This is a genomic window from Ruegeria sp. AF8, from assembly GCF_056541825.1.
Window position 1 is genome coordinate 365705 of the sequence record NZ_JBQFYW010000002.1, and the last position, 11840, is coordinate 377544.

Genomic DNA, 11840 nt, shown 5'->3' on the forward strand with positions numbered 1-11840 from the left:
ATGGCATATCACTGGAAACAAAAGGTTCTTTTCAAACATTGCGACCCGGCCGGGATCGTGTTCTATCCGCGATATGTCGAGATGATCAATGACTGCGTCGAGGCGTTTTTCTTTGACGCCCTGGACTATCCGTTCGAAGGGTTTCACAAGCTCGACGCCGGTGTGCCAACCGTTCAGATCGAATCGACGTTTCACGCCCCCAGCTATCACGGCGACATGCTGGATTTTTCCCTGCAGCCCGTGTCGGTCGGACGCAGCAGTTTTGGTTTTGCCATGGCGGCAACTTCGAATGGGGAGGCAAGGATGAGCGTCAAGGCCACGCTGGTGCATGTGCGCAATCACAAGTCGGACCCGTGGCCCGAAGCTGTTCGCGAGAAACTTGCCCGGATGATTGGAGACCCGGAATGAGCAATCAAGTGATACATCCCGCAGGCTGGATGCCCGCCAAAGGCTACGCGAACGGCATGCTGGCCGATGATGGCACACTCTATGTCGGCGGCCAGATCGGCTGGACCGCCGAACAGATTTTCGAATCCAGCGATTTCATCGGCCAGATGGAACAAGCGCTGCAGAATATCTTGGACGTGGTGCGGGCGGCTGGCGGCGAGGTTGACGATATAACCCGGCTCACGTGGTACATCACCGACAAGAAAGACTACCTCGCGCGGCAACGTGAAGTGGGCGAGGCGTATCGCAGGGTTATGGGGCGGCATTTCCCGGCGATGACGATGGTCGTCGTTGCAGGACTGGTCGAAGACGAGGCGCTGGTCGAGATCGAGGCGACGGCAAAGCTTGTACTCAAGTAGCACTGGATATTCGGGAAACGCGCATACGCATTCAGGAGAACCCGATATGGCACAAGATGACAAAAAGGACCGGCTGCTCAAACGTGGGATCGAAGAGACGCTTGTCACCGATTTCGCCAACACTCATCGAAAGAGTTATGGCGACTTCCTGCAACTCAAGACGCTGCTGAACCTGCAAAAGACCTTTCAGGACCCGGCCCAGCCCGATGAGATGCTGTTCATCATCATCCATCAGGTCAGTGAGTTGTGGCTGAAGCTGATGCACCATCAACTGGTTGAGGTGCGCCGCTTCCTGCAACAGGACGATTTCGGGCCGGCGATGAAGAACCTGGACCGGATCAAAGCCATTCAGCGACAGCTGATCGCGGCATGGGAAACCCTGCTGACAATGACGCCGGCGGATTACCTGACGTTTCGAGCGGCGCTGGGAAACTCTTCGGGGTTCCAGAGCTATGGTTACCGTCAGATTGAGTTCATTCTTGGCAACAAGGACACATCGACACTGAAGGTGCACGCGCACGACCCCGAAGTCATGGAGATGCTGAACGCCGCTTTGACCAAACCTTCGCTCTACGACGAAGTTCTGCACATGCTGGCGCGTCAGGGATTCGACGTGCCACGGGAATTGTTGGACCGCGACTATTCCCAACCCTATTCCGGCGATCCTCGTATCGTGAAAATCTGGGTCGAGGTATTCCGCGACACCGGCAAGCACTGGGACCTCTATGCCCTGGCGGAAAAGTTGATGGATGTGGAATCCCTGTTCCAGCGATGGCGGTTTGACCATGCCACGGCGGTCGAGCGGGTGATTGGAATGCAACCCGGAACGGGCGGGTCCAGCGGTGTAGCCTTTTTGAAGAAGGCGTTGGAGCTGAAGTTCTTCCACGATCTCTACGACATGCGTACGGAACTGATGTACAGGCAAGAGGGATAGCAGGTGCTGTATCGCGGCTTTTCCACGGATGAACTTGCACGGGAATACTCTCCCAGCGCCATGGTCGGCGGCGACATCACGCCGTATCTGGCCAGCTATGCCGCACTGAGCGCAGAGGCGCGCGCCGATCTTGCGGTGCAGGAAAACCTGTCATACGGAGACAGGCCGAGCCATGTTCTGGATTATTTTCCGGCACAGCAACCCGGGGCCCCTTTGCACGTCTTCATTCACGGCGGCTATTGGCAGGCTCTGAGCCAGCGTGAATCTTCGATGATGGCCCCTGCCCTGACCGAACGCGGATACGGCTTTGCCACACTGAACTATACAATCGCGCCCGCCGCCAGGCTGGGAGACATGGTGTCGGAATGCCGCGCCGCGCTGTTGTGGCTGGCACGACACGCGAACCGGCTGGGGTTCGACCCGGCACGCGTCACGATCTCGGGACACAGTGCCGGCGCGCATCTGGCGGCTATGGTCGTGGCGACTGCGGGGCCGGCGCTGGCCGATGCGGGTTTGACGGTCGAAAACGTGATCCTGATAAGCGGCGTTTTCGATCTGGAACCCATAGCACTGACCCCGGTCAACGATCCGCTGCAACTGACCGGGGACGAAATCCGGACGCTGTCACCGATGCAGCACCTGCCCCCGGTCGAGCCGCGTTATAGGGTGACTGTTGCCGAACGGGATACTCCTGAATTCATCCGCCAAAGCCGCGACTTTGCCGAAGCTCTGCGCAAGGCCGGGCGCACTGTCAGCTTTGACCTGCAAAACGGTATGCATCATTTCGACATCATCCTGCATCGCGGTACGTTTCTGATGCCTTGAAGCCAGATGTCTCAACTCCGAAAAACACGATAGATAGCGGGGATCACGAGAACCGTCAGAAGCGTCGAGGACAACAGACCGAAAAGCAACGACAACGCCAGACCCTGAAAGATCGGGTCAGCAAGGATCACGGCCGCACCGATCATCGCGGCCAGCGCCGTCAGCAGGATCGGTTTGAACCGTATGGATCCCGCTTCGATCAGGATGTCGATTTTCGGTTTTCCCTCGGCATCGGCGTGGCGGATGAAATCCACCAACAGAATCGAGTTCCGCACAATGATCCCGGCCAGCGCGATGAAGCCGATCATGGATGGGGCCGAAAACGGCGCATCCCACCACCAATGCCCCAACATGATCCCGACAAAGGTCAACGGAATCGGCGTCAGGATCACCAGCGGCAGTTTAAAAGACCCGAATTGCCCGACCACTAGGATATAAATACCTAGCAAGGCCACGGCAAAAGCCGCGCCCATGTCGCGGAACGTGACCCAGGTGACCTCCCATTCGCCGTCCCACAACAATGACGGGCGAGTGTCGTCCCCGGGCTGACCGTTGTAGAGGATTTCGGGCTTTGTGCCCTCGTCCCACTCGGTCTGCTCGATCAGATCGGCTACCGCCAGCATACCATAGATCGGAGCTTCGAACGCGCCGGCCAGTTCGGCCTGCACCATTTCCGCCGCGCGACCGTTGCGCCGGAATATCGGGAACGACGCCTGTTCGTCGACGATTTCCACCACATCGCCCAGCTCAATCACCCCGCGCGATCCCGGCAAGGTGTTGGCGGGAACTGGCGTGGACAGAAAGCGTTCGTTCATCACCCGGGCGGTCTTGTCACGCTCGATCAAGATCGGCAGCGGCGGGCGGCCTTCGCCGCGATGCGAATAGCCTACGATATTGCTGGCCCCGAGGATCGCAAGCGTGTCAAAGACGTCTTGCTCCTGAACGCCGAAATACTCCAGCTGATCGTTCGACAGCACTGCACGCAGGCGGTGTGGCCGGGTTCCGAAACTGTCATCGACATCGACGACAAAGGGGACAGATTCAAATGCTTCGCGCACTTTCCGTGCAACGGCGCGTCGGGTTTCGCCGTCAGGGCCATAGATTTCGGCCAGCATCGTGGACAACACCGGCGGCCCCGGGGGCGGCTCGACCGTTTTCAGGCTGGTACCGGATGGGACATCCAGTTTCGCTATTCGTTCACGGATTTCCAGCGCAATCTCGTGACTGGATCGCGCGCGTTCCTTTTTGGGAAGCAGGTTGATCTGAACATCTCCATGATTCGCGGACCTGCGCAGGTAGTAATGCCGAACCAACCCGTTGAAATTGAACGGCGCGGCATCTGCTGCGTGGGTCTGAACCGAAACGACCTCCGGCAATTCCAGAACCGCGCGGGCCACATCCTGCGCCACAGCATCCGTAGCTTCGACCGAAGCGCCTTCCGGCAAGTCGATGACGACCGAAAGCTCGGATTTGTTATCGAAAGGCAAAAGCTTGACGGTAACGTCCTTGGTATAGATCAGCCCGAGCGATCCAAACGACAGAATGGCGGTTGCCAGCAGGAACAATCCGGCTCGTGTCTTTGTCTTGAGCAACGGGCGCGCGACCGCCTCGTAGAGGCGCCCCAACCTGCCGCCGCTTTCTTCGCCCGCATGAGCCGGCGCATTTCCCGCAATTTTCACCATCAACCACGGGGTTATGATCACTGCGACGAAGAATGAAAAGATCATCGCGGCAGAGGCATTCGCCGGTATCGGGCTCATATACGGCCCCATCAAACCCGAGACGAACAGCATCGGCAGCAAGGCGGCCACAACCGTCAGCGTCGCGACAATGGTCGGGTTGCCAACCTCGGCCACCGCGCGGATGGCCTTGGCAACGCGACTTTCCTGGTCGGGCATCGCCCAGTGGCGCGCGATGTTTTCAATCACGACAATGGCATCATCGACCAGAATACCGATCGAAAAGATGAGCGCGAACAGCGACACCCGGTTGAGCGTGTAACCCATGATCCAGGCCGAAAACAGCGTCAAAAGGATCGTCACCGGGATCACGATGGCCACGACCATGCTTTCCCGCCAGCCAATCGCGATCAGCACAAGACCCACGATGGACACGGTCGCAAGGCCGAGGTGAAACAACAGCTCGTTGGCCTTTTCGTTGGCGGTTTCTCCATAGTCCCGAGTAACTTCGACTTGCACGCTGTCCGGGATCAGGCCACCTTCGAGCTGGTGTACCCGGTGCAGTATCGCCTCGCCAACTATCACTGCGTTTGCCCCGGCCCGTTTGGCAAGTGCCAGTGTTACAGCGGGTGTGCGGATCAACTCTCCATCATCGCCGAGCGTGACGTTCGCCACGATCCGATCGGTCGTATCCGGGACATAACTGACATCGGCCACATCGCGGACATAAACGGGACGGTTGTCGCGCGTGGTCAGAAGAAGATCCGCGACTTCGCCGGGGGCTTGAAGGGTCTCTCCCGCAACCAGTCCGATCTGCCGGCCCCGGTCGCGCAGGGTTCCGGCCGGGAACGACCGGTTCGCGGCCTCAACCTTTTGGGACAGTTGCCCGAGCGTTACCCCGTATAGTGCGAGCCTGTCGGGATCGGGGGCAATCCGGATCGCATCCGTGGCTTCGCCGACCACATAGGTCAGGCCCACATCGCCGATCTTTGCAAGTTCGACCTGCAATTCATGCGCAATACGGGTCAGGTCACTTGCGGTCACCTCCGACCCGCGTTCCGAAGGCGTCAGGGTCAGTGTCATGATCGCGACATCATCGATCCCGCGCCCCACGATCAAAGGGTCCGCAATACCGTATGGAATGCGGTCCAGATTCGCTCGGACCTTTTCGTGAACGCGCAGAATGGCCGCATCGGCCGAGGTTCCGACCAGAAATCTGGCCGATACAATCGCAAAGTCGTCATAGGTAGTCGAATAAACATGTTCGACATCGTTGATCCCTTTGACAATCGTCTCCAACGGTTCGGTTATCAGTTTGACCGCATCGTCCGCCTTGAGACCCGGGGCCTGTACATGAATATCCACCAGCGGAACCGAGATTTGCGGTTCTTCCTCGCGCGGCAAGGCCCCCAGTGCGACCAACCCCATCACAAGCGCCACGATGATCATGAGAGGCGTCAGCGCCGATTGGATGAAAGCCCGTGTCAATCCGCCCGCGATACCGAGCGGCACCTTGTCGAAATCACTCATGCCCGATCACCACAATGTCGCCTTCGGACAGTCCGGTCAGGACCTCGACCATGGGTGTTCCACCGCCCGTAACCCTGCGCCCGATTACGACGGTACGGTCGACCGCCTGACCATCTTTCAGTTGGACCTGAACGAAATCCAGACCGCGACGGTTCGTGACGGCCTCTTCGGGGATCAGCATTGCGGTCCTTTCGCCGACGGGAAGCCGAACCAGAACACGCGCGTTGACAAAACGGCTTTCAAGACCGCTGACTTCGACGTCGACGGTCACTCTGCCGTTTTGGATTTCGGGGTAAAGTTTGACGATGGTTCCCGCGCCGCTCTCGCCTCTGTCCTCAATGCCAATTTCATCTCCTTCGGTCAACGCCGTCGCATGGCGTTCCGGAACGGACAGACGCAGATACAGACCACCGCCGCCGATCTTCGCCACTTCTTCACCGGGCAGAACGACCGATCCATCGGTCACCGGTACGGCAAGAACCACACCATTGAGCGGCACCAGCACCGCGCCTTCCTGGGTCTGCTGCTCCAACACCTGTTTTTCGGCGCGCGTCGCCACAATTTCGTTTTCCAGCACACTGACATTGGTCCGCAGCGCGTCGACCTGCTGGCTCGACATCACGCCGCGCCCGAACAGCTCTTCTCCGCGGTTCAGTTCGGCATGTGCATTTTCCAACTGCGCGGTCAGAGCTTCGATACGTCCATTGATAATCTGAATCTGAAAAATCAGTTTCTCATCTTCGATCAGCCCGATCTGCTGCCCGCTGGTGACGCGATCTCCTTCGCTGACGGTAAGCTGTGTGATCGTCCCCCCCAGCCGGGACCGGGCAGAAATCTGGTCGCGCGCTTCGATCTGACCGAATACGGCTTTCCATTCGGTGATGGGCGAAGCCACTACGGGAAAAAGATCGGCGGCATTGGTCGCGGCGGGGCTTGCCGCCAGACACAACGCAGCGAGGATTTTGAAGTTCATAGCTTACCTCTTCTGGCTGCAACCATCCTGCCGGAGCGGGACAAGTTTCGCTCAAAACGCCGTGCCGACCTTTACGCCCAGCTTTTTCAACAACCTGGCGGCGGGGCAGAAACCGGTAAACGAAGATTGGATCATGTTCACACCGATAAATACGGTGAACCACATCCAGAGGGGTGAAACGAAAAGCGTGAGTACGACGCTTAACAGTATCATCAGCCCGGCAAACAACATAACGGCGCGATCGAGTGACATGGGGGAACTCCTTTGAAAACGACAAGGCAAAATGCCTCGCCTACATCTTCACATAGTTGAATGTCATTTCACATTCAATAACCAGAATATTTAAATTTCATCTTGATCCCGGTTCGCGACGAATTCGATCGAAATGTTAGACTGGGGCAACAAACGACCGAACGAGAACCATACGGGAAAAGCCATGCGACACTTCAAAGACAGAACGGATGCCGGGAAACATCTTGCTGCGGCGATTTCCATAAAAGAATACACAGACCCGGTGGTTTTGGCGCTGCCTCGCGGCGGCGTACCTGTCGGCATCGAAGTGGCCCGCAGATTGCAGGCTCCGTTGGACCTTCTGATGGTGCGAAAAATCGGTGCGCCGGACCAGCCCGAACTTGCCGTCGGAGCCGTTGCAAACGGAGATCACCCCGAGATCGAGGTAAACTCGGACGTCGCCCAAACGTTCGGGCTGGCGCTGGCCGACGTGCAACACATGGCCGAAGTTCAGCTTGATGAAATCAGGCGGCGGCGCGCCAGATATTCCGACGGCCTGCACCCGGTCCCGGTCAATGGACGTACCGCGATTGTTGTCGACGACGGGATTGCGACTGGTGCAACCGTCAAGGTTGCGATCAAGGCTCTGCGGCGCCGTTCACCGGCGGCGGTTATCCTAGCGGTCCCTGTCGCGCCCGCCGAAGTGCTTGACGGGATGCGCGCGCATGTTGACGAACTTCTTTGCCTTGCCTCACCGATGCCCTTTTGGGCCGTCGGCGCGCATTTCTCCGATTTTCGGCAGACAACCGACGAAGAGGTGATCCAACTGCTGAAAGAGGCGGCCCTGATCTGCGACCCCACCAAGCGCAAACCGCCCGCCTGAACAACCTTAAAAACGTCCTGGTCAAAGTGCTTCCGGTTCTTGAAGAGGCCGCAACGCCGTGTTACCTGACCCCTGTTCGGAAGCGTGAGTGAGTGGTTGAAACTACCGGTCTTGAAAACCGGCGTACGTGAGAGCGTACCGTGGGTTCGAATCCCACCGCTTCCGCCATTTATCCTTAGTTTTATTCGGTGAAATTTTGACTTGGTCCAGCTACCTGTCTTCATCCCGCCGATGCTTGGTCTTTAAAGACGCAACGGTCTCCGAAACTTCTCTGAGAACGTCCGAGTCGAGATCAAGCAGGCGATGCCGTGCTGATGCGTCTTTATCTCGAAGGCGATCAGGTCCACGGTCTGCCGCCCCTCACTAGTTCAGAAACCGCCGCTCTGGTGGGGGCGGGTTACACTGCCTCTTCGCAGTTCTCAGCCTGGTCTTCGTCCCATTGATAAGTTTCCTGCTTTGTGATGATGGCAACAACTCGCGCCTCTCGGGCGGCAACAATCTCGTCCGTCAGATGACGTTGGAACTGCATGTCCACCAGCATGCCGTCGGTTTCGTCGGCAAAACTGATGCTGAACTGATCGCCGTGCGCAAAGCCCAGTTCATCACCCGCCAAAGTTGGTAAAGAGATGAATTTCAGCATCGTTTTGTTGAACCGCTTTTCACGGAACGTGGCTGAAAGGCGAAGCGATTTCGCTGCGACTTCAACATCAAATACTCCGCCCCACTTTGTAGAGGTCAGGATCATGCCAACGACCTTGCCATCTCCGCGGAACGTGCCGCGTAACCCTTCTGCGCCAGGGTTCCACACTGGCAACTTGATCACGCTGTTTTCAAACTCCTCCAAAGCGTCGATTTGAAACCGGTCGTAGAACACGGGAACGCTGCCGCCTGCCCTTTTTGTCCCGGGTACAGCGGCCTGCCTTACAGCTTCAAACGCTCCCCTTGCGATAAACTCGGAAATCTTGCCCGCGCGCTCGTAGTGAGCATTATTTCGGTACTGCCGATCAGGGATGCGCGAATGCCGGGCCCGGCGCTTCACAAACTCGGAAGACACGTCGAAGAACGGCACTTCAAAACTCGCAAAAAGGCTCCGCAGCTTTCGGCGATGGCTTGGCATCTCGGCTTGTTTCTCGCGGTTCAACGGCTGAAAAATCAAAGCGCAGAACTTCACGCCAATATTGGCGCAGTGCTGAATGGACCACTCAACAGCTTCAATAAGGCTATTCTCGTTGTAATTCTTCTTGTCGATATGGAGTGCGTCATTTATCGCATACTCCCACACAAGCGTGTCGCCCGGCTGCAGGTCGGTTGTGTGGATGGTGCGGAAGGCCCCCAAAAAGGACGGCGCAGCTCCAATCGAGATATTCTCAACGCGTTCAATGCCACGCATCTTTTCGCGAAACAGGGAAACCCAGCCTTCTTCCGTGAGCGTGTTCGATCCGCCGGACAAAAATACAGTCAATTATGCAACCTTAAGAAATGCGAAATGAGAGGCTACACCCGAATCTAGGTAGTGTAAACCACGCGCTGAATGCAATCGTGTGATCCGCGATACGCTCCAAGACCCAGCCCAGCCATGCTTGCGGATCGACGCCATTGAGCTTGGCAGCTTCGATCAGGGTGAAGGCGATGGCCAGGGCTTCCGCCATTTCTTTCAGCAAAACCCCAAAGTTTCAGGTCGCAAGATTTGCGCCCCGATTGGCCGGCCTTACTCGACTTTATCCACTGACCTCCCAAATCGCGCGGCAGACTGTATCAAGCGCCTGATCCAATTCGGCCCGACTGATGGTCAGCGGCGGCGACAGTGTCAGGACACAGCCTTGACTGATCTTGAAACTGACGCTGTTTTCCAGACAGGTATAGTAAATTTGCTCGGCCCTGGCGTTGCCGGGGGTCTTGTCGTTTCGGTCTTCGACAATTTCGATACCGAACATCAGGCCGCGGCCACGAATGTCCCCGACGATCGGGACGTCGGCCAGTTGTTCCTGTAGACGGGCCATCGCATATGCGCCAAGATCTTGAGATCTTTGGACAAGTCCCTCGTCTTCGATGATTTCGATGGTGGTAAGCGCGGCGCGCGCGGTGACCGGGTTCTTTTCGTGCGTATAGTGACCGATGGCAAAATCCCCGCACACATCCAGATCACGACGGGCGATACAGGCCGCGATGGGCAAGATACCCCCGCCCAGAGATTTGCCCAAGGTGACGATATCGGGAACGATTTCGTCATGTTCAAAGGCAAACATCTCACCCGTTTTTCCCAGTCCCGTCGGAATTTCGTCCATGATCAGAAGGGCACCATGCCGGCTGCATGCAGCACGCACAGCCTGCCAGAATCCCGCAGGCGGCACGTAGGGCACCGCACGCATTGGCTCGGCGATCAAGGCGGCAACGTCGCCTTCGCGCTCCAGCACGTACTCGACCATATTGGCACAGGCCAGCCCGCAGGTTTCCGGGCCGGAATGGTTATAAGGGCAGCGGTAGCAAGCAAACGGCGCGACATGTTCTGTGCCGGGCAACAGAGGGCCCGCGATATGGCTGCGGAAGGTTGCCTCGCCCCCAACCGAGGCCGCGCCCAGTCCGGCGCCGTGGAAGGCGTCCCAGAATGAGATCGTCTTGAAGCGTCCGGTGGCTGCGCGGGCGATCTTCAGGGCAACCTCATTGGCGTCCGATCCGCCGGTGGTGAAGAGCGTCTTACCCAAGTCGCCTGGACTGATTTTTGCAAGCTTTTCAGCCAGTTCCACGGCCGGATCATTGGTAAACCGGCGCGGGGCGAAGGGCAGGTCGTCCAGCTGTTTCTTAATCGCCTCGATCAATCGGGGGTGGCCGTAGCCGATGTGGTGGACAGAATTGCCGTGGAAATCCATGTAGCGGCGGCCGTCCATGTCTTCGATCCAGATGCCTTCGGCCTTGGCGATGGTACTGACGCAGGGGCTGGAGAGGCTTTGGTGCAGAAACACATCCGCGTCGCGTTTCAGCAAGGGTGCGGAGTTGGGTCCGATGGATGATTTTTCCCAAGTTTTACGCGCCTCTGACGTGTTGGATTCGCCTTCGGTATGAACGATACCCGCCATCAATCTTTTCCCTCCAAAAACCCGGTTTCGTGAGCACAGTGCTGCACATACTGGATGATTATGCTGTTGTTTTCATTGAATAGAATGACGCCCATTTCGGGCGCCTCCCTGGCGGCGATGAACTTGCTCCAATCCCATCCGGGCACAGGCACCGGAGTCTGAAAAACAAGAGACCGCAAGGTCGCAAACGGAACACCTTCCACAGCCCCTGTTACGGCGCGGTGAACATGGCCGCAAAACAGGTGCTGAACGGCCCTGCCCTGCGTGATCAGTCGCAGAAACGGGTCGGCTTCCAGCAACCTTATCGGGTCCATCACGGGAAGGCCAAGCTCCAGTGGCGGGTGGTGCATGAACACCAAACGCGGCCCGTTTCTTTCGTTTTGTACGGCCCGACGCAACCATTCCTTCCGTGTTGTACAAAACTCTCCCTCGGGCGCGCCCGCCTTGACTGTGTCCAGGCAGAGGATCTCGGCCGACCCCAATTCCATGCGATATTGCAGGAAGCCGTCCAGACATCCGGGCGGCAGGGGAAGAACCTGACGCAGGTTGGCGCGGTCGTCGTGATTGCCTACCATCGGGAACCACGGCACTGCCAAGTCGTCCAGCAGATCGAGCAGCCCCTGATATTCGGCGACCGTTCCATGCTCGGTCAGATCACCGGAGATCACGCATCCCAGCGCGTCCGCGTGGTTGGTGTTGATATAGGACACCGCCGCCCTGATACGCACCTTGGGGTCATAGCCAAGGATCGGCTCCTCTGCATAATGCAGATCCGTTATCCAGAGGAGTTTTTCCATATTCCCCCGATCAATTGGGCCATGGCAGCGAATAGGTTTTTACGTTTGTGAAGAATTTCATGGCTTCGATGACGCCTTCCTTGACGCCGTTTCCTGAGTCCTTGATGC

At 57.7% G+C, this 11840-nt stretch carries 11 protein-coding genes, 1 tRNA gene and 1 pseudogene; 6 read left to right on the forward strand and 7 right to left on the reverse strand.

Annotated features, from left to right (window positions below; all coding sequences use genetic code 11):
- Genes ACR0AO_RS07210 through ACR0AO_RS07225 form a run of 4 tightly spaced genes read left to right on the forward strand, consistent with a single transcriptional unit; the run spans window position 1 to window position 2565 of the window.
- On the forward strand, window positions 1-408 hold the full coding sequence (locus ACR0AO_RS07210) for an acyl-CoA thioesterase (protein ID WP_480601707.1): 408 nt from the start codon (window positions 1-3) through the stop codon (window positions 406-408).
- Window positions 405-806, forward strand: coding sequence for a RidA family protein (locus ACR0AO_RS07215; RefSeq protein ID WP_480601711.1), 402 nt, complete (start codon window positions 405-407; stop codon window positions 804-806). Before ACR0AO_RS07210 ends, ACR0AO_RS07215 begins: the two co-directional genes overlap by 4 nt.
- A gap of 46 nt (window positions 807-852) precedes the next feature.
- On the forward strand, window positions 853-1740 hold the full coding sequence (locus tag ACR0AO_RS07220; protein ID WP_480601715.1) for a tryptophan 2,3-dioxygenase: 888 nt from the start codon (window positions 853-855) through the stop codon (window positions 1738-1740).
- A gap of 3 nt (window positions 1741-1743) precedes the next feature.
- On the forward strand, window positions 1744-2565 hold the full coding sequence (locus tag ACR0AO_RS07225; protein ID WP_480601719.1) for an alpha/beta hydrolase: 822 nt from the start codon (window positions 1744-1746) through the stop codon (window positions 2563-2565).
- Between the two features lie 11 nt (window positions 2566-2576).
- Here the strand turns inward: ACR0AO_RS07225 and ACR0AO_RS07230 are convergent, their stop codons facing one another.
- The 3 genes from ACR0AO_RS07230 to ACR0AO_RS07240 are packed head-to-tail and all read right to left on the reverse strand — an operon-like array spanning window position 2577 to window position 6999.
- A complete protein-coding gene (locus ACR0AO_RS07230; protein ID WP_480601721.1) occupies window positions 2577-5774 on the reverse strand; it encodes an efflux RND transporter permease subunit in 3198 nt (1065 codons plus the stop codon).
- Window positions 5767-6747, reverse strand: coding sequence for an efflux RND transporter periplasmic adaptor subunit (locus ACR0AO_RS07235; protein WP_480601723.1), 981 nt, complete (start codon window positions 6745-6747; stop codon window positions 5767-5769). The genes ACR0AO_RS07230 and ACR0AO_RS07235 overlap by 8 nt, the downstream gene beginning before the upstream one ends.
- Before the next feature lie 51 nt (window positions 6748-6798).
- On the reverse strand, window positions 6799-6999 hold the full coding sequence (locus tag ACR0AO_RS07240; RefSeq protein ID WP_480601726.1) for a YgaP family membrane protein: 201 nt from the start codon (window positions 6997-6999) through the stop codon (window positions 6799-6801).
- A 184-nt stretch (window positions 7000-7183) separates the two neighbouring features.
- Here ACR0AO_RS07240 and ACR0AO_RS07245 point away from each other — a divergent pair, with 184 nt between their 5' ends.
- Window positions 7184-7861 (forward strand): phosphoribosyltransferase, encoded by a 678-nt coding sequence (locus ACR0AO_RS07245; RefSeq protein WP_480601728.1) that lies wholly within the window; start codon window positions 7184-7186, stop codon window positions 7859-7861.
- Between the two features lie 78 nt (window positions 7862-7939).
- Window positions 7940-8029: transfer RNA gene (locus ACR0AO_RS07250), tRNA-Ser, on the forward strand.
- Between the two features lie 229 nt (window positions 8030-8258).
- Here the strand turns inward: ACR0AO_RS07250 and ACR0AO_RS07255 are convergent.
- The 4 genes and pseudogenes from ACR0AO_RS07255 to ACR0AO_RS07270 all read right to left on the reverse strand — a co-directional run bounded on the left by ACR0AO_RS07255 (window position 8259) and on the right by ACR0AO_RS07270 (window position 11732).
- Window positions 8259-9323 (reverse strand): hypothetical protein, encoded by a 1065-nt coding sequence (locus tag ACR0AO_RS07255; RefSeq protein WP_480601731.1) that lies wholly within the window; start codon window positions 9321-9323, stop codon window positions 8259-8261.
- Window positions 9324-9333: 10 nt separating this feature from the next.
- Window positions 9334-9489: pseudogene (locus ACR0AO_RS07260) on the reverse strand (transposase domain-containing protein); the annotation flags it as partial.
- A gap of 90 nt (window positions 9490-9579) precedes the next feature.
- A complete protein-coding gene (gene pbfA / locus ACR0AO_RS07265; protein WP_480601737.1) occupies window positions 9580-10935 on the reverse strand; it encodes a (R)-1-hydroxy-2-aminoethylphosphonate ammonia-lyase in 1356 nt (451 codons plus the stop codon).
- Window positions 10935-11732, reverse strand: coding sequence for a metallophosphoesterase (locus ACR0AO_RS07270; protein ID WP_480601742.1), 798 nt, complete (start codon window positions 11730-11732; stop codon window positions 10935-10937). Before ACR0AO_RS07270 ends, pbfA begins: the two co-directional genes overlap by 1 nt.
- Window positions 11733-11840: the final 108 nt, after the last annotated feature.

Excerpts from the sequence above, each read along its gene's own strand:
- ACR0AO_RS07245 (WP_480601728.1), top strand. The coding sequence starts at position 7,184 with ATGCGACACTTCAAAGACAGAACGGATGCCGGGAAACATCTTGCTGCG.
- pbfA (WP_480601737.1), bottom strand. The coding sequence starts at position 10,935 with ATGGCGGGTATCGTTCATACCGAAGGCGAATCCAACACGTCAGAGGCG.
- ACR0AO_RS07220 (WP_480601715.1), top strand. The coding sequence starts at position 853 with ATGGCACAAGATGACAAAAAGGACCGGCTGCTCAAACGTGGGATCGAA.
- ACR0AO_RS07270 (WP_480601742.1), bottom strand. The coding sequence starts at position 11,732 with ATGGAAAAACTCCTCTGGATAACGGATCTGCATTATGCAGAGGAGCCG.
- ACR0AO_RS07210 (WP_480601707.1), top strand. The coding sequence starts at position 1 with ATGGCATATCACTGGAAACAAAAGGTTCTTTTCAAACATTGCGACCCG.
- ACR0AO_RS07235 (WP_480601723.1), bottom strand. The coding sequence starts at position 6,747 with ATGAACTTCAAAATCCTCGCTGCGTTGTGTCTGGCGGCAAGCCCCGCC.
- ACR0AO_RS07215 (WP_480601711.1), top strand. The coding sequence starts at position 405 with ATGAGCAATCAAGTGATACATCCCGCAGGCTGGATGCCCGCCAAAGGC.
- ACR0AO_RS07240 (WP_480601726.1), bottom strand. The coding sequence starts at position 6,999 with ATGTCACTCGATCGCGCCGTTATGTTGTTTGCCGGGCTGATGATACTG.
- ACR0AO_RS07230 (WP_480601721.1), bottom strand. The coding sequence starts at position 5,774 with ATGAGTGATTTCGACAAGGTGCCGCTCGGTATCGCGGGCGGATTGACA.